This is a genomic window from Pseudomonas fluorescens, assembly GCF_000730425.1.
GTDB classification, from domain to species: Bacteria; Pseudomonadota; Gammaproteobacteria; order Pseudomonadales; family Pseudomonadaceae; genus Aquipseudomonas; species Aquipseudomonas fluorescens_X.
On the sequence record NZ_CP008896.1, the window covers coordinates 4,225,876 to 4,241,318 of the forward strand.

At 61.8% G+C, this 15,443-nt stretch carries 13 protein-coding genes; 2 read left to right on the forward strand and 11 right to left on the reverse strand.

Going from position 1 to position 15,443, the window contains the following annotated elements; translation table 11 throughout:
- Positions 1 to 127 precede the first annotated feature (127 nt).
- From tcyN to HZ99_RS18915, 4 genes are all read right to left on the reverse strand, one after another.
- Complete coding sequence (gene tcyN, locus HZ99_RS18900) at positions 128 to 874, reverse strand: L-cystine ABC transporter ATP-binding protein TcyN (protein ID WP_038445163.1); 747 nt, start codon at positions 872 to 874, stop codon at positions 128 to 130.
- A gap of 3 nt (positions 875 to 877) precedes the next feature.
- Positions 878 to 1,543, reverse strand: a complete 666-nt coding sequence (gene tcyL / locus HZ99_RS18905) for a cystine ABC transporter permease (RefSeq protein ID WP_029299561.1) — start codon at positions 1,541 to 1,543, stop codon at positions 878 to 880.
- Positions 1,543 to 2,337: a cystine ABC transporter substrate-binding protein gene (gene tcyJ, locus HZ99_RS18910; protein ID WP_038445165.1), complete on the reverse strand. Its 795-nt coding sequence runs from the start codon at positions 2,335 to 2,337 to the stop codon at positions 1,543 to 1,545. The genes tcyL and tcyJ overlap by 1 nt, the downstream gene beginning before the upstream one ends.
- A gap of 272 nt (positions 2,338 to 2,609) precedes the next feature.
- Entirely contained in the window at positions 2,610 to 3,602 is a 993-nt protein-coding gene (locus HZ99_RS18915) for a D-cysteine desulfhydrase (RefSeq protein ID WP_038445167.1), read from the reverse strand.
- A gap of 167 nt (positions 3,603 to 3,769) precedes the next feature.
- On the opposite strand from HZ99_RS18915, the gene epsC reads away from it, so the two are divergent.
- The gene (gene epsC / locus HZ99_RS18920; RefSeq protein WP_038445169.1) at positions 3,770 to 4,696 is read left to right on the forward strand and encodes a serine O-acetyltransferase EpsC; all 927 of its coding nucleotides are present in this window, start codon (positions 3,770 to 3,772) and stop codon (positions 4,694 to 4,696) included.
- A gap of 405 nt (positions 4,697 to 5,101) precedes the next feature.
- Positions 5,102 to 7,066 (forward strand): choline transporter BetT, encoded by a 1,965-nt coding sequence (gene betT / locus HZ99_RS18925; RefSeq protein ID WP_181883241.1) that lies wholly within the window; start codon positions 5,102 to 5,104, stop codon positions 7,064 to 7,066.
- A 101-nt stretch (positions 7,067 to 7,167) separates the two neighbouring features.
- Here the strand turns inward: betT and tauD are convergent, their stop codons facing one another.
- From tauD to HZ99_RS18960, 7 genes are all read right to left on the reverse strand, one after another.
- On the reverse strand, positions 7,168 to 8,004 hold the full coding sequence (gene tauD / locus HZ99_RS18930) for a taurine dioxygenase (RefSeq protein WP_038445174.1): 837 nt from the start codon (positions 8,002 to 8,004) through the stop codon (positions 7,168 to 7,170).
- A gap of 12 nt (positions 8,005 to 8,016) precedes the next feature.
- A complete protein-coding gene (gene tauC / locus HZ99_RS18935) occupies positions 8,017 to 8,844 on the reverse strand; it encodes a taurine ABC transporter permease TauC (RefSeq protein WP_038445176.1) in 828 nt (275 codons plus the stop codon).
- Complete coding sequence (tauB, locus tag HZ99_RS18940) at positions 8,841 to 9,620, reverse strand: taurine ABC transporter ATP-binding subunit (protein ID WP_038445178.1); 780 nt, start codon at positions 9,618 to 9,620, stop codon at positions 8,841 to 8,843. Before tauB ends, tauC begins: the two co-directional genes overlap by 4 nt.
- Before the next feature lie 16 nt (positions 9,621 to 9,636).
- Positions 9,637 to 10,614: a taurine ABC transporter substrate-binding protein gene (gene tauA / locus HZ99_RS18945; protein ID WP_038445179.1), complete on the reverse strand. Its 978-nt coding sequence runs from the start codon at positions 10,612 to 10,614 to the stop codon at positions 9,637 to 9,639.
- 233 nt (positions 10,615 to 10,847) lie between these two features.
- On the reverse strand, positions 10,848 to 12,431 hold the full coding sequence (gshA, locus tag HZ99_RS18950) for a glutamate--cysteine ligase (RefSeq protein ID WP_038445181.1): 1,584 nt from the start codon (positions 12,429 to 12,431) through the stop codon (positions 10,848 to 10,850).
- 215 nt (positions 12,432 to 12,646) lie between these two features.
- Entirely contained in the window at positions 12,647 to 13,030 is a 384-nt protein-coding gene (locus HZ99_RS18955; protein WP_051903188.1) for a PaaI family thioesterase, read from the reverse strand.
- Entirely contained in the window at positions 13,030 to 15,360 is a 2,331-nt protein-coding gene (locus HZ99_RS18960; protein WP_038445183.1) for a Tex family protein, read from the reverse strand. The genes HZ99_RS18955 and HZ99_RS18960 overlap by 1 nt, the downstream gene beginning before the upstream one ends.
- Between the last annotated feature and the right edge of the window lie 83 nt (positions 15,361 to 15,443).

Sequence of the window (15,443 nt, forward strand, 5' to 3'; positions counted from 1 at the left end):
AAGGGTCTTACTGGCGGGGGGTATTCAAGGGGGGGGCTGACAGACGCTTTGCCCAGTGATGACGGGGCCTTTTCCGAAAACGATAATCCTTGTAGGAGCCGGTAAGCCGGCTCCTACAAGGGGAGGGTCAATGGGTGAGGAATTTGCTGAGGAACTGCCGGGTCCGTTCTTCCTTGGGGTTGGCAAACAAGGCCTTGGCTTCGCCTTGCTCGACGATCACGCCCTTGTCGAAAAAAATCACGCGGTTGGCCACGTCCCGGGCAAAGCTCATTTCGTGGGTAACGATAACCATGGTGCGCTTCTCTTCGGCGAGGCCGCGGATGGTCGCCAGGACCTCGCCCACCAACTCCGGGTCAAGGGCCGAGGTCGGCTCATCGAACAGGATCACTTCCGGCTCCATCGCCAGCGCCCGGGCAATCGCCACCCGCTGTTGCTGGCCGCCGGACAGGCGCCGTGGGTAGGCGTCTTCCTTGCCTGCCAGGCCAACCTTGGCCAGCAGTGCACGACCGAGGCGGTCAGCGGCTTCGCGCGGCATCTTCTTGACCACCAGCGGGCCTTCGATGACGTTTTCCAGGGCGGTGCGATGGGGGAACAGGTTGAAGTTCTGGAACACAAAGCCCACATGCTGGCGCAGGCGCCGCACCAGGCCCTGCTGCTGGTTGAGCGGGCGGCTGCCGTCGATCTCGATGTCACCGACCTTGATTCGACCGCTGCTGGGTTCTTCAAGGAAGTTCAGGCAGCGCAGGAAGGTGGTCTTGCCGGAACCGCTGGGGCCAATGATGGCGACGACTTCGCCCTCCTTGACCTGCAGGTCGATCCCGTTGAGCACCACCTGGCTCTTGAATTGTTTGGTCAGCTTTTCAACCACGATCATGCTTCAAGACTCCAGGTCATGCCGGTTGACCCGGTCTTCCAGGCGATTCTGAAAATGCGCCAGGATGCTGGCCAGGACCCAGTAGATCAGGGCCGCGGACAGGTACATGGTGAAAATTTCAAAGGTTCGCGCCGACACCAGTTGGGCCTGGCGGAACAGCTCGGGTACCTGGATGGTGGCGGCCAGGGCCGTGTCCTTGACCAGTGAAATAAAGCTGTTGCCCAGGGGCGGCAGGGCGGTGCGCATCGCCTGCGGCAGGATGGCCCGGCGCAGGGTCTGCGCGCGGGTCATGCCGATACTGGCGGCAGCTTCCCACTGGCCACGCTCGATGGAGCCGATGGCGGCGCGCAGGATTTCACAGGCGTAGGCGGCCATGTTCAGCGAGAAGCCGATCATTGCCGCCGGAATCGGGTCCAGTTCGATGCCCACTTGCGGCAAGCCGTAGTAGATCAAAAACAGCTGTACCAGTAACGGCGTACCGCGAAAGAACGAGACGTAGACCCGGGCGGTCCAGCTCAACAGCTTGAAGCGCGACAGGCGCATCAAGGCCAGGCCGAAGCCCAGCAGCAAGCCGAAAAACATCCCGCCGAGGCTGAGGATCACCGTGTAGTACGCGCCCTTGAGCAGAAAGGGCGCAGAGTCGAGTGCGAGTTGGAAACCTGCTTCCATTATTGAGTGACGTCAGCGTTGAAGTATTTTTCGGACAGCGTCTTCAAGGTGCCGTCGGCGCGCAGTTTGTCGAGGGCCTGGTTGACCGCTTCGAGCAGCTCAAGCTCGCCTTTGCGCAGGGCAATCCCGGATTCCTGGCGGGAGAAGGCCGCGCCGGCAGCGGCAGTGTCCGGGGCTTTTTTCGCATATTCCAGGGCCGCCAGGCGGTCGATCAGAGTCGCGTCGATACGGCCGATGCGCAGGTCCTGGAACTTGGTGGGGTCGTCGTTATAGGTCTTGATGATGGCTTTGGGTTGGTTGTCCTTGAGCCATTGTTCGTAGTTGGTACCCAGGCCTACGCCGATTTTCTTGCCGGCCAGGTCATCGGCGGTCTTGATGGTGTCGACGTTTTTCGCCAGGACCAGCGCCTGGATACCGGAGACGGTATAGGGCTTGGAGAAATCGTACTTTTTCTTGCGCTCTTCGGAGATTGTCACTTGGTTGACCACGGCGTCCAGGCGCTTGGACTCCAGCGCGGCGAGGATACCGTCCCACGGGGTGGCTTGCAGCTTGACCTTGACGCCCAGCTCCTTGGCCAGGGCTTCGGACAGCTCGACTTCAAAACCGCTGAGCTTGCCGCTTTCATCGACGAAGCTGAACGGCGGGTAGGTGCCTTCCAGGCCGATCTTGATCACGCCGGCCTTCTTGATGTTGCCCAGTTGCTCGCCGGCAACCGCCTGGCCCAGCAACCCGGCGCCAAGGGCCAGGCCCAATGTGCCAACCAGCAACGTGCGACGCAGTACAGAAATAGTCATGACAAGCCCCTGTGTTTTTTATGGTGTGCGAAGCAGGTGACGCAGTGGTCGTATCCTGCCCTAAAAACGCGGTGTGTGGGAGCGCGACTATAGGGCGGGTTTTAAAGCATTAAAAATAATATAAATTAAGTTTTATATTTCATTAAGGAATATAAGTTCGATGAAAATTCAATTGTGAGAGCGGGCTTGCTCGTGAATGCGGTGGGTCATTGATGGTGATACACCGCGTTCGCGAGCAAGCCCGTTCCCACATTTAGTAGGCATGCCTCCCGTCAGAACAATGAGTCATAGGCAAACAACGCAGGCGCCCCGCCGGTGTGCAGGAAGATGATCGGCCCGTCCTCGAAGGCCCCGCGCCCGATACCGTCGAGCAATCCGGCCATGGCCTTGCCGGTGTAGACCGGGTCCAGCAACAGGCCTTCCTGGCTTGCCAGCAGCTTGATTGCTGCCAGGGTGCCGGCGTTGGGTTCGCCGTAACGCGGGGCGAAGTATTCGTCCCACAGGATCACCTTGAACGCCTCGGGTACAGCCACCCCCAGCAACTGCGCGGTGCGTTCGGCCAGGCCTTGCACTTTGGGGCGTTGGGCTTCGTCGGTGCGCGAGACGGTGACGCCAATCACCGGCAGGTCTGGTAGCACCTCACTCAACGCCAGGGCCAGGCCGCTGTGGGTGCCGGCGCTGCCAGAGGCCAGGACCACCGCCGCGAACTGCATGCCGCTGTCCTGGATCTGCCCGGCCAGCTCCAGCCCGGCGCGCACATAGCCCAGGGCGCCCAGGGCATTGGAGCCACCGATCGGCACCCGATAGGGTTTTTTGCCATTGTTGCGCAGGCGTTCGGCCAGGGCGTCGAGCTGTTCGTCGGCGTTGTCCAGGTTCTCCACACGTTCGACCTTGGCGTCGAACAGCTCCACCAGCAGGCGATTGCCATTGCCCAGGTAGTTGGGGTCGTCGGTGCCCGTGGGGTTTTCCAGCAGGGCGACACATCCCAGGCCAAGCTTGGCCGCCAGGGCTGCGGTCTGGCGCACATGGTTGGACTGGATCGCGCCGGCAGTGATCAGCGTATCGGCGCCCTGGGCCAGGGCATCGGCGGCAAGGTATTCGAGCTTGCGCAGCTTGTTGCCGCCCATGGCCAGTGGTGTGGTGTCATCGCGCTTGATGTAGATATCACGGCCCAGCCAGGTCGACAGTCGTTCGAGTTTTTCCAGAGCGGTGGCGCCACCAAGCAGTTCCAGACGATTAAAACGGTCGAGCTGTTGTTTGATCATGGTTACGCACGGGTAATAGGAGATGGGGAGGACTATAGGCAGGGCTTTTTACGGGGGCAACCGTCAGTTGCTTATGCCGGGATGTTATTAGCATTGCACCATTGGTTCTTAAGGGCGGCCCGGTTGCATACCGTAAAGTGGCGGCCATTACGTCAGGAGTGAATACCGTGAGCGAGCGTTCCAGTCATTGGCAATTACAGACCATCGTCAGCCAGTTGCGCGGCGCCCGGGACCAGTGGCGCACGCGCAACGGCCGGGTCAGCGGCGAGCAGGGCGGTCGTGAGTTACCTTCCCGTGATGCGGTGGCGCAGATTCTTGAGGCGTTGTGCGGCGCACTGTTCCCCATGCGCCTGGGGCCGGTGGATTTGCGCGAGGAAAGCGAGGATTTCTACGTCGGCCATACCCTCGATGTGGCGCTCAATGCCCTGCTCGCCCAGGCCCGCCTGGAGCTGCGCTATGCCGCGCGCCAGGGCGGCCGGGCCGACGATGAAGTCGATGCATTGGCCATTCGCCTGATCCAGGACTTTGCCCTGGCCTTGCCGGCGCTGCGCAGCCTGTTGGACACCGACGTGCTGGCCGCTTATCACGGCGACCCGGCTGCGCGCAGTGTGGATGAGGTGTTGCTGTGCTACCCGGGGATCCTGGCGGTGATCCACCATCGCCTGGCCCACCATTTGTATCGCGCCGGGTTGCCTCTGCTCGCGCGCATCAGCGCGGAAATCGCCCATTCGGCTACCGGGATCGATATTCACCCTGGCGCCCGGATCGGCCCGAGCTTCTTCATCGACCACGGCACGGGTGTGGTGATCGGCGAGACGGCGATCATTGGCGAGCGGGTGCGTATCTACCAGGCGGTGACCCTGGGCGCCAAGCGTTTCCCGGCGGATGAGGATGGTCAGTTGCAGAAGGGCCATCCGCGCCACCCGATTGTCGAGGACGATGTCGTGATCTATGCCGGGGCGACGATCCTGGGGCGGATCACCATTGGCCAGGGCTCGACCATTGGCGGCAATGTGTGGCTGACGCGCAGCGTGCCGGCGGGGGCGAATATTACGCAGGCGAACTTGCAGCATGATGACGGTACGCAGAAGTAGTGTTGAAGTAGCGACGATCTAATGTGGGAGCGGGCTTGCTCGCGAATACGGTGTGTCAGGCACAACGTCAGTGGCTGACACTGCGCATTCGCGAGCAAGCCCGCTCCCACATTTTTGCCTGTATTCCAAATTCAACCAGCAATCGCTGAACGTTTTGCCTTTCGCAGCCGTCATACCGTTCCTTGAGCTAGTGTAGGAAATACCTACCACTCAGCCCTGCGATTAGTCCCAGACCGCCTATCCATGTTTAACTTGAATGCTCGTTCAAGTTAAACCGGTGGTTCGCTGCCCGCTCACAACAGGAGGCTTACCTTTGCTGAGTCCGTTTTATACAGCCACATCCAACACCCTTGAGGTGCGCCGTTCATGAGTGCATCGTCTACCCCTGCAAGCGGCCTGGTGCGCATGAATGCGCCGGTATTTTACTTCGCCGCAAGCTTCATCCTGCTGTTTGGCCTTACCGTTATCGCGATGCCTGAACAGGCCGGCGCCTGGTTGCTGGCTGCGCAAAACTGGGCGGCCAATACGGTTGGCTGGTACTACATGCTGGCGATGACCCTGTATCTGGTCTTCGTGGTGGTCACCGCGCTGTCTGGCTACGGCAAGATCAAACTCGGTGCCGACCACGACGAGCCCGAATTCAGTTACCTGTCCTGGGCCGGCATGCTGTTCGCCGCCGGGATCAGCATCACGCTGTTTTTCTTCTGCGTCTCGGAGCCCTTGACCCACCTGGTGCAACCGCCCCAGGGCGAGGCCTTGAACGCGGATGCGGCACGCCAGGCCATGCAGGTGCTGTTCCTGCATTGGGGCCTGCACGGCTGGGGGGTATTTGCGTTTGTCGGCATGGCCCTGGCGTACTTTGCCTACCGGCATAACCTGCCGCTGGCCTTGCGCTCGGCGCTGTACCCGTTGATCGGCAAGCGCATCAACGGCCCCATCGGCTATGCGGTGGATGGTTTCGGCATCATCGCTACGGTGTTCGGCCTGGGGGCGGATATGGGCTTTGGGGTATTGCACCTCAACTCGGGCCTGGACTACCTGTTCGGCATCGCCCATACCCAATGGATCCAGGTCGGCCTGATCACCCTGATGATGGGCGCGGCAATCCTGGTTGCGGTGGCCGGTGTCGACAAGGGCGTGCGGGTCATGTCCGACATCAACATGCTGCTGGCCTGTGCGCTGCTGCTGTTTGTGTTGTTTGCCGGGCCCACCCAGCATTTGCTCAACACCTTGATCCAGAACCTGGGCGACTACCTCGGCGCCCTGCCGACCAAGAGTTTTGACGTCTACGCCTACAACGAACCCAGTGACTGGCTCGGTGGCTGGACCGTGTTTTACTGGGCCTGGTGGATTGCATGGTCACCGTTCGTGGGCCTGTTCATCGCCCGGATTTCCCGTGGCCGAACCATCCGCGAATTCGTCTTCGGCGTGCTGCTGATCCCGCTGGGCTTCACCCTGGCGTGGATGTCGATCTTTGGCAACAGCGCCATCGACCAGGTGCTCAACCATGGGATGGCTGCGTTGGGTCAGTCGGCCATCGACAACCCATCGATGAGCCTCTACCTGCTGCTGGAAACCTATCCCTGGAGCAAGACCGTTATCGCGGTCACGGTGTTTATCAGCTTTGTGTTCTTCGTCACCTCCGCCGACTCCGGCACTGTGGTGCTATCGACCCTGTCGTCCAAGGGCGGCAACGCCGATGAAGACGGACCGAAGTGGCTGCGGGTGTTCTGGGGCGCGATGACCGCGCTGGTCACCAGTGCCTTGCTGTTCGCTGGCAGCATCGACTCGCTCAAGTCCGCGGTGGTGCTGACCTCGCTGCCGTTCTCGCTGATCCTGCTGTTGATGATGTGGGGGCTGCACAAGGCGTTCTACCTGGAGTCGCAGAAGCAGATCGCCCGGATGCACTCCCTGGCACCCGTCTCGGCGGCTTCGCGCAGAGGCCGTGGCGGCTGGCGCCAGCGCTTGAGCCAGGCGGTGCACTTTCCATCACGCGATGAGGTGTACCGCTTCCTGGAAACTACGGTGCGCCCGGCGATTGAAGAGGTGACGGCGGTGTTTGTCGAAAAGGGCTTGAATGTCGTTACCCAGCCCGATCCGTCCAATGACAGTGTCAGCCTGGAAATCGGCCATGGTGAAGAACGTCCGTTTATCTACCAGGTGCAGATGCGCGGCTACTTCACGCCGTCCTTTGCCTTGGGGGGCCTGGGCTCCAAGGCGATCAACAACCGCCGCTACTACCGGGCGGAAGTGCACTTGAGCGAGGGCAGCCAGGACTACGACCTGGTGGGCTATACCAAGGAGCAGATCATCAACGACATCCTCGACCAGTACGAGCGGCACTTGCAGTTCCTGCACTTGGTCCGCTGACCCAACCTCGGTAGGAGCCGGCTTGCCGGCGATGGCGGCCTTGAGCGCGATACGAGGCCACCGGCCTCATCGCCGGCAAGCCGGCTGCTACACAGGGGGGGTCAGAAGGGGACGTCGCCGAGGATTGTCGCCCGATGCATTACCCGCCGTTGTGGCCGATAGTCGTCCACGGCGTAGTGCTGGGTCACGCGGTTATCCCAGAAGGCCACATCGTTGGCTGCCCAGCGCCAGCGGAGGGTGAATTCCGGGCGGGTGGCATGGGCGAACAGCAGCTTGAGGATGGCTTCGCTTTCGGCCGGCTCCAGCTCGTTGATCTTGCTGGTGAAGCCGTCGCTGACAAACAGTGATTTGCGCCCGCTGACCGGATGGGTGCGGATCACCGGATGGGACAGTGGCGGGTTCTTTCTACGGGCTTCTTCCCAGCGGGCCAGGTCTTGGGCGGTGTTGCCGTAGCGCTCCAGAGGGAAGGAGCGGGTGAAGTCATGGGTCGCCGTCAGGCCGGTCAAAAAGTGCTTCATCGGTGCCGACAACGCATCAAAGGCCGCGATACCGCTGGCCCACAGGGTGTCGCCCCCCACGTCCGGCAACAGCTTGGCGCTGAGCACCGCGCCCAGGGCCGGAGTGGGCAGGAAGGTCACGTCAGTGTGCCAGATGGCATTGTCGCGCACGTCGGTGACGGCGGTGTCGAGGATCAGTACTTGCGGCTGTTCCGGCACGTTGGGGTAGATCGGATGAATATGCAGGTCGCCGAAGTTTGCCGCAAAGCTCGCTTGCTGTTGCGGGGTGATCGGCTGATCGCGAAAGAACAGCACCGAATGCTGGAGCAGCGCCTGCTCAATGGCATCACGCTGTTCAAGGTTCAGCGGCTGGCTGATATCGACGCCACTGATCTGGGCGCCCAGGGCGGTGCTTAAAGGGGTAACGGTCAGGCGGCTCATGTTGTTCTCTTCTTAGTGTGCCTGGCCATGCCAAGGCACCAATTTACGCTGCAGGGCGCGCAGGCCCATTTCCATGGCGAAGGCGATTAGTGCAATGACCAGGATGCCCAGCACCACTACATCGGTCACCAGAAACTGCGCCGCCGACTGCACCATGAAGCCCAGGCCACTGGTGGCGGCGATCAACTCGGCGGCCACCAGGGTCGACCAACCGACACCCAGGCCGATGCGCACGCCGGTGAGAATGTCGGGCAGGGCGCTGGGCAAGATCACATGGCGGATCAACTGTACCCGGCTGGCGCCCAGGGACTGCGCTGCACGCAGTTTGGCCGGGTCGACCGTGCGCACGCCGGTAGCGGTGGCAATCGCAATCGGGGCGAAGATCGCCAGGTAGATCAGCAACACTTTCGACAGCTCGCCGATGCCGCACCAGATCACGATCAGTGGCAGGTAGGCCAGCGGCGGGATCGGGCGGTAGAACTCGATCAGCGGGTCGAGAATGCCACGGGCGATGCGGTTGGCGCCGATGGCGATGCCGACCGGCACGGCGGTCAGCACCGCAAAGCCCAGGCCCAGGCCGATGCGCCCAAGGCTGGCGCCCAGATGCTGCCAGAGGGTGGAGTCCATGTAGCCGCTGGTTGCCAGCAGCCAGCCTTTTTGCAGCACGGCAGATGGCGGCGGCAGGAACAGCGGCTCGATCAGCCCGCTGGCGGTCACGGCCCACCAGATTGTGAGCAGGGCAACCAGCGTCAGCACACTGATCCAGCGCGTGCTCAGGCTGCGACGCAGCGGCGGGGTGGCTTGGCTGACGGCGGTGGCCGGGATTTCATAGCTGCTCATGGGGACACCTGCCGTTGCGAGAACACTTTGCCCAGCACGTGTTCGCGGGTTTCGATAAACCGAGGGTCGGATTTGATCGCGCGGGCCGACTCGCCGGCGGCGTACCGCTGGCCGAAATCCAGGCTCAGGCGCTCGACAATTTGCCCTGGGTTGGGGGCCAGCAGAATCAGGTCGGTGGCGAGGAACACGGCTTCTTCGATGTCGTGGGTGATCAGGAACACCGGCTTGGCCGTGCGCCGCCAGACTTGCAGCAGCAACTCCTGCATCTGTTCACGGGTAAAGGCGTCGAGGGCGCCGAAGGGTTCGTCCATCAGCAGCACCCGTGGGTCGGCTGCGAGGGCGCGGGCCAGGCCCACGCGTTGTTTCTGCCCACCGGAGAGCTGCCAGATGCGCCGGCTGTCAAAGCCGGCCAGGTCCACCAGCGCGAGCATTTCACGCGCGCGGATGTGCCGCTGGACCTTGGGCACACCGGCCAGCTCCAGGCCGAAGCCGACATTGGCCAGTACATCCTGCCAGGGCAACAGGGCGTCGTCCTGGAACACCACGCCACGTTCGGCACTCGGGCCTTTGACGGGGACGCCATCGAGGGTAATGCGCCCGGCGCTGGGTTCGACGAAGCCGGCAATCAGGTTCAACAGCGAAGTCTTGCCACTGCCGGAAGGGCCGAGGGCCACCAGCAATTGCCGGGGCCCAAGGTTCAAGGAAATATCCGCCAGCACGGGCGTGGTCGCGCCTGGGTACTGTGCGCTGATGCGCTCCAGCTGTAGCAAGGCCATCGCGATGAACTCCTGATCAATTAGTGATGAACTTGGCGCTGACGTAAGGGGCGTAGTCGGGTAGCACGGCCTCGACTTTGCCTTGTTCCTTGAGGAACGCGGCAGTGTCGGTCACGGCCTTGGTGGTCGGGGCTCCGAGCAGGATCACCTGGTCGGCGGCCAGTGGGTAGACGTTGCCTTGCAGCAGCAGTGGGATGTCGCTGGCCTTGGCGCCGGAGAGTTTCACCAGTTTGTCGACGTTGCCTTTGTCCGCCAGCCAGGCTTGTGGGTCTTTGCGGTATTGGGCGTAGGCATCGAGGGTGACTTTGGCAAAGGCACTGACGATTTGCGGGTGCTTTTCGGCAAAGTCCTTACGCACGATCCAGGCATCGAAGGTCGGTGCGCCGAATTTGGCCAGCTCGCCGGAGGTGATCAGCACTTTGCCGTTTTCCTTGGCGACACCCAGGGCCGGGTCCCAGACGTAAGTGGCGTCGATATCGCCGCGCTTCCAGGCCGCGATGATGGCCGGCGGGGCGAGGTTGAGTACGGTGACTTTTGCCGGGTCGATATTCCAGTGTTTGAGCGCGGCCAACAGGCTGTAGTGGCCGGTGGAAACGAACGGCACGGCGATTTTCTTGCCGATCAGGTCCTGCGGGCTGTTGATCCCGGAACCGTTGCGCGCCACCAGGGCTTCGGCGCCACCGATCTGGGTGGCGACGAGAAAGGTCTGCACCGGCACTTTGCGGGTGATGGCTGCGGTCAGCGGGCTGGAACCGAGGTAGCCGATCTGCACGTCGCCGGAGGCGATGGCGGCGATAATATCGGCGCCATTGTCGAATTTGCGCCAGTCGATGCTGGCGTTGGTGGCTTTTTCATAAGCGCCGTCGGCCTGGGCGACTTTGGCCGGGTCAACGGTGGTCTGATAGGCGATGGTCACGTCGGCCGCGTGGGCAAACAGGCTGGCGCCGGCCAGGGACAGGGCCGCCAGGAGGCGAAAGGGGGCAGGCAGTTTCATGGAAAAGCTCCTCATCAGGCGGCCGAGGATCGGCGTGTGAGGAGACTAAATGATCTAAGAATCCGAAAATAAATAACATTTTCGAATTAGCTTATGAGGAGAACTTTGAAGACGCTTAGGACAAATGTGGGAGCGGGCTTGCTCGCGAAAGCGGTGTGTCAGTCAATATAAGTGCTGACTGATACACCGCTTTCGCGAGCAAGCCCGCTCCCACACGGGATCCGAGCCAGGTCTTAGTTACTGATCGCCAGGATGCTTGCCTGGTACGCCCCGACAAACACGTCGAAATCACCCACTTCGTTCTGCTCCAGCTCCGCCTGTTGGGCCAGCGACGTACGGGCCAGCTCTTCAAAGTGCGCCTGCTCTTGCGCGGGTAACGGCTCGCGTCGGAAGTACTCGGCATGCACTTCGCTCTGGCGCAGGGAGAACTGCGCAAAGCTTTCCTTGCGCGCCTGCATCGCCGCCAACACCTGGGCCGACGGGGTCAGGGACGTGTCCTGGATCTTCGCCAACTGGGCGTCCAGCGCCTGGCTGTGTTCGCTGATGCCCTGGCTCTGGTCCAGCAGTGCGGCCAGCGGGGCGATTTTCTCCAGCAGTTCGGTGGCCCATTCCTTCATTTCCACCGACTGGCCGCGGCGTTGCAATTGCAGGCCCGGGCGCCGGCCTTCCTTGACCACACTGAGGAAGTTCGACGTGGCATTGCCACACTCGCTGTTTTCAAACAGCGGGCTATCGTTCAGCGCGCAGTACAGCAGGAACGCGTCGAGGAAGCGCGATTCCGGCAGGTCGATGCCCATCGGCAGGAACGGGTTGATGTCCAGGCAGCGCACTTCGATGTACTGGATGCCACGGGCCATCAGCGCCTGGATCGGCCGCTCACCGGTGTAGGTCACACGCTTGGGGCGGATGTTGGAGTAGTACTCGTTCTCGATCTGCAGGATGTTGGTGTTGAGCTGTACCCACTCCCCGTCCTTATGGGTGCCGACTGCGACGTAAGGCGCGTAGGGCGTTGCCACCGCTTCGCGCAGGCTGTCGGTGTAGCTGGCCAGATCGTTGTAGCAAGGGGTCAGGCCGGCCTGGGCGTTGCTTTGGTAACCCAGGTCGCTCATGCGCAGGCTGGTGGCATACGGCAGGTACAGGGTGTCGGCATCGAACTGTTCAAGCTGATGGGAACGCCCGCGCAGGAAGCCCGCATCCAGGGCCGGCGAGGCGCCGAACAGGTACATCAGCAGCCAGCTGTAGCGGCGGAAGTTACGGATCAGGGCGATATAGGCCGTGGACTGGTAATCCCGGTCGGTTCCCACGAAGCCTTCCGTTTGCTTGAGCAGCGGCCACAGCTCTTCCGGCAGGGAGAAGTTGTAGTGGATGCCGGCGATGCACTGCATGGTCTTGCCGTAGCGCAGGGCCAGGCCCTTGCGGTACACGTACTTGAGCTGCCCGATGTTGGAGGTGCCGTAGTAGGCAATCGGAATATCTTCCTCGGCCGGCAATGGGCACGGCATCGATGGGCTCCACAGGTACTCGTTGCCGAGCTTGCTGTAGGCAAAGCGGTGAATTTTGTCGAGGCTGTGCAGGGTATCTGCCGGGTTGGGCAGCGCCGGCGTGATGAACTCCAGCAGCGACTCGGAATAGTCGGTGGTGATCGATTCGTGGGTCAATGCAGCGCCCAGGGCCTCTGGATGCGGCGTTTGGGCCAGGCGGCCTTCGCCGGTGACACGCAGGCATTCACGCTCGATGCCGTGCAGGCAGTGCTCAAGCAAAGAGAGGTGTTCGCGCTTGCCGAGCAGAGCCAGGCGGCGGTTGAGAAGTTCGCTCAAGTTGGATTCCTTCACGCGTCAGTCGCCCCAATATGGGGGTGGGCAGGACGGTCTACAAGGGTGAAGTTAAAACTGGCGTTATCGCCTGGTTTTCGAGCCGGAATAACCTGCTCTGAAAGTGCCGACTTCATTCCCTGAATTTGGCTATCGCGCAGGAAGAAAACTCCGACGCTGCTTTTGCAGCGCCGAAATTAACCCAAATTGATGACAGGGAGCTATAGGACAGCGAAGGTGCCTTGTGCTTTTGCGACGAGTCTTTCGTCCTGATACACCTCGGCCTCGACCACCAGGGTGCGCCGGCCGGGGTGGATGACCCGGGCGGTACACAGCACGTCACCGTCGGACACGGCGCGGATGTAGTTGATTTTGCACTCGATGGTCGCGCTCTGCTGGTCGAAACCATGGGCACTGGAGCAGGCCAGCCCCATGGCAATGTCCACCAGGCTGAAAATCGCCCCGCCATGGAGCTTGCCTGCGCGATTGCGCAGTTGTGGCTCCAGGGTCAGGGCAACCTCGGCAACGCCCTGGTCCAGGCGTTGCAGGCGGCAGCCGAGCAGTTCGCTGAAGGCGCTGTGGGTTAGGCCGGCCGGCAGTGCCATCAACGTTTTTTCAGTTGCTTGGCGTTGGCGAACAGCGAAGCCATGGCGTTGTTGGTCGGGGCTGCGGTGGTGGTTTCCTTGCGTGGTGCTTCAGAGCGGTTTTGCGACTGGCGCGGCGCTGAACCCGGGCGTGCGCCTCGGGCACCGTCGATTTTCTCGCCGGGGGTATCGCTCATGCGCATCGACAGGCCCACACGTTTGCGCGGGATATCGACTTCCATGACCTTGACCTTGACCACATCACCGGCCTTCACCGCCTCGCGCGGGTCCTTGATGAACTTTTCCGAAAGCGCAGAAATGTGCACCAAACCGTCCTGATGCACGCCGATGTCTACAAAAGCGCCGAAGTTGGTCACGTTGGTCACCACGCCTTCGAGGATCATCCCCAGTTGCAGGTCCTTGAGGTCTTCGACGCCTTCCTGGAACTCGGCGGTCTTGAACTCGGGTCGCGGGTCGCGGCCGGGTTTTTCCAGTTCTTGCAGGATGTCGGTGATGGTCGGCACGCCGAAGGTTTCATCGGTGTACTTCTTCGGATCCAGGCGCTTGAGGAAGGCGGCGTCGCCGATCAGCGAACGGATATCGCGGTCGGTTTGCGCGGCAATGCGTTGTACCAGCGGGTAGGCTTCCGGGTGGACTGCCGAGGCGTCCAGCGGGTTGTCACCGTTCATGACGCGCAGGAACCCGGCGGCCTGCTCGAAGGTTTTTTCGCCAAGGCGTGCGACTTTTTTCAGTGCTGCACGGGTCTTGAATGCGCCGTTTTCATCACGATGGGTGACGATGTTTTGCGCCAGGGTGGCATTGAGGCCGGAAATCCGCGCCAGCAGCGCAACCGAGGCCGTGTTCACGTCGACGCCGACCTTGTTCACGCAGTCTTCCACCACTGCATCCAGGCCACGCGCCAGTTTCAGCTGCGACACGTCGTGCTGGTACTGGCCGACACCGATGGACTTGGGGTCGATCTTCACCAGCTCGGCCAGCGGGTCCTGCAAACGACGGGCGATGGACACCGCGCCACGGATCGATACATCGAGGTCCGGGAATTCCTTGGAGGCCAGTTCCGATGCCGAGTACACCGAAGCCCCGGCCTCGGAGACCATGACCTTGGTCATTTTCATGCCTGGGTATTTTTTGATCAGTTCCAGGGCCAGCTTGTCGGTTTCACGGCTGGCGGTGCCGTTGCCGATGGCAATCAGGTCTACCGCGTGCTTGGCGCACAGGGCGGCCAGGATGGCGATGGTCTGGTCCCACTTGTTGTGGGGCACGTGTGGGTACACGGTGGCGTGGTCCAGCAGCTTGCCGGTGGCATCGACCACGGCGACCTTGCAGCCGGTGCGCAGGCCCGGGTCCAGGCCCAGGGTCGCGCGCGGGCCGGCTGGCGCGGCCAGCAGCAGGTCGTGCAGGTTGTGGGCGAATACGTTGATCGCCTCGGTTTCGGCGCCGTCGCGCAACTCGCCCAGCAGGTCGGTTTCCAGGTGGGTGTAGAGCTTGACCTTCCAGGTCCAGCGCACGACTTCACCGAGCCACTTGTCCGCAGGACGATTCTGATTCTGGATGCCGAATTGTTGGCCGATCATGCCTTCGCATGGGTGCATGGTGCCCGGCAGCTCGTCGCCGACTTTCAGTGCAGAGCTGAGAATGCCTTCGTTGCGACCGCGGAAAATGGCCAGGGCACGGTGCGATGGCATGCTTTTGAGCGGTTCGTCGTGTTCGAAGTAGTCGCGGAACTTGGCGCCTTCTTCCTCTTTGCCAGCGATCACGCGGGCGCTGAGGGTGGCTTCCTGTTTCAGGTAGTTACGCAGTTTTTCCAGCAGGTTGGCGTCTTCGGCGAAGCGCTCCATGAGGATGTATTTGGCGCCTTCGAGGGCGGCCTTGACGTCGGCGACGCCTTTTTCGGCATCCACAAAACGTGCGGCTTCGTTTTCAGGCGTCAGGGACGGGTCGTTGAACAGGCCATCGGCCAAGTCGCCGAGGCCGGCTTCCAGGGCGATCTGGCCCTTGGTGCGGCGCTTCTGCTTGTACGGCAGGTACAGGTCTTCGAGGCGGGTCTTGGTGTCGGCGAGCTTGATGTCGCGTTCAAGTTGCGGGGTCAGCTTGCCCTGCTCCTGGATGCTGGCGAGGATGCTGACGCGCCGTTCGTCGAGTTCTCGCAGATAGCGCAGGCGTTCTTCCAGATGCCGCAACTGGATATCATCGAGGCTGCCGGTCACTTCTTTACGGTAACGGGCGATAAAGGGCACCGTGGAGCCTTCATCCAGTAGAGCGACGGCCGCTTCGACCTGTTGTGGGCGTACACCGAGTTCCTCGGCGATGCGGCTGTTGATGCTGTCCATAAAACCACCTGAAATTCTTGAAAGCAGTTCGCAGGCCCGGAAAACAAGGCCTTGCGCGGCTGGTTGAGCGGCCCGACTGGCGC